2 protein-coding genes are annotated in these 2,263 nt (G+C 48.2%); both read left to right on the top strand.

All coding sequences use genetic code 11. The features are described from left to right. Positions 1–1,637 (top strand): putative collagen-binding domain-containing protein (locus WBA23_RS15535; RefSeq protein ID WP_424583200.1); only part of this gene is annotated, 1,637 nt, incomplete at its 5' end. Between the two features lie 33 nt (positions 1,638–1,670). Beyond that, entirely contained in the window at positions 1,671–2,171 is a 501-nt protein-coding gene (locus WBA23_RS15530; RefSeq protein ID WP_424583199.1) for a GNAT family N-acetyltransferase, read from the top strand. Positions 2,172–2,263: the final 92 nt, after the last annotated feature.

The following is a 2,263-nucleotide window of genomic DNA, read 5'->3' as shown; positions in this document are numbered from 1 at the left end:
GCCAGACCTACGAAGTGCCTCGCATTTACGCAGCGGATGGTAACGCGTCTGAGAGCAGCGCTTCCAGCGGAAATATCTGGCAGGTTCGTTTCACCCCTGACGCCGAAGGGGAATGGTCCTACGAAGTATCCTTCCGAAAAGGAGATAACATTGCTGTCAGCATCGATGCAGACGCGGGTGAGCCGGTGGCTTTTGATGGTGAACAAGGCTCATTTCAAGTAGTAGCCTCCGATAAACAAGGGCAGGATTTCCGGGCTAAAGGAAAACTGCGGTACGTAGGCGAACGCTACCTAAAGTTTGCCGGTACGGATGAATACTACCTGAAGGGCGGTGCCGGTAGCCCCGAAAACCTACTGGGTTACATAGATTTTGACGGAACTGAGTTTGGCGGGGAAGAAGGACATAAAGAGGGTGAAGCACCGGTCGACAAGGAACTTCACATTTACGAAGATCATATCCAGGATTGGAACAACGGCGACCCTAGCTGGCAGGGGGGCAAGGGAAAAGGCATCATTGGCGGGCTCAATTATCTGGCCGAGAAAGGCATGAATTCTCTTTATTTCCTAACTATGAACATCGGAGGAGACGGGGAAGATGTCTGGCCTTACACCAGCTATGAGGAACGCTACCGCTTCGATTGCAGTAAGTTAGACCAGTGGGAAACAGTATTCTCTCACGCCGATAGCCTGGGCTTTCTGTTGCACATATTTACGCAAGAGACTGAAAACGAACTATTGTTGGATAATGGCGATACCGGGCCGCAACGTAAGCTTTACTACCGTGAACTCATTGCTCGGTTTGCCCATCATCTGGCTGTAACTTGGGATATGGGCGAGGAAAACGGCTACGCTGAATTTTCACCAGAATCGCAGAATGATGAACAGCGGAAAGCTATGATTAGCTATTTTAAAGAAACTGATCCCTACCAAAACTCTGTGACCTTGCACACCCATGCTGGGCAGAAAGAGCGCGATGATATTTTGGAACCACTACTAGGGTTTGAGGATTTAGATGGTCCCGCACTGCAAATTAATCCACCTTCGATAGTGCATACAGAAACCAAACGCTGGATAGATGCTTCGGCTGAAGCTGGTAAACAGTGGGTCGTAAACCTGGATGAAATTGGCCCCTACTACCACGGCGTATTCCCTGACGATATGGACCCCGATCATGATACTATTCGTTATGAAGTACTGTGGGGTAACTTGATGGCGGGCGGCGGTGGTGCCGAATGGTACTTCGGCTATCTTTACGGTGATAGTGATTTAGGATTAGAAACCTGGCGCACCCGCAATAATATGTGGGAACAAACCGATCACGCTGTTTCTTTCTTTCACGAGAATTTACCGTTCTGGGAGATGCAATCGGCCGATGATTTAGTAAGTGCCGAAGGAGCTTACTGTTTTGCCAAGCCCGGAGAAGTCTATGCCATCTATCTGCACAATACTGCCACGACCAATCTCAACCTAGAAGGGGGTGGAACCTACTCCGTACAGTGGTTTGATCCCAAGAATGGCGGTGATTTACAAAGTGGAAGCGCAGGTGAAGTAAGCGGCGGAGAGAGTACTCCAGTCGGAAATGCCCCAGCGGGCGATACCCAGGATTGGGTGGTGCTAGTGCGTAGCAAAGAAGGATAGCTAGCTTCAAAAAATTAATCTTCGGCTAAACAAATGAAAATCACATTGCGCCCAGCAAGTATCGATGATTTAAGCCTACTACTGCACTGGGATCAGCAACAGCATGTGAAGGCCTCGGATGATGAAGATGATAATTGGAATTGGGAGTACGAATTACAGCGTTTTCCCAAATGGCGCGAACAATTGATGGCCGAACTAGACGGTAGGCCAATTGGCTGCGTACAAATAATTGATCCGGCGGAAGAGGAAACGCACTACTGGGGCGACGTAGAGGCAAATCTGAGAGCCCTTGATATCTGGATTGGCGAAGCCGAAGACTTGGGAAAAGGATACGGAACTATTATGATGAAACTAGTGCTTGAACGCTGCTTTCAAGATAAAAATGTCACGGCCGTTCTAATTGATCCGCTAGAGCCCAACCGCCGAGCTATTCGCTTTTACGAGCGCATTGGTTTCCAGTTTGTGGAACGAAGATCATTCGATGGTAGTCACTGTCTAGTTTATAAGATAGGTCGAGCTGACTGGAAGAGGTGAGTAACAGCCTAAACAGAGAACATCAAATTAAACAAAAACTAATATGACCTCGATCATTAAGAAAACGTATCACTACTGCACTACTGTTTTGC

The organism is Tunicatimonas sp., assembly GCF_049647865.1.
Classification (GTDB): Bacteria; Bacteroidota; Bacteroidia; order Cytophagales; family Cyclobacteriaceae; genus Tunicatimonas.
This window is presented reverse-complemented; position numbering and strand designations above follow the sequence as displayed.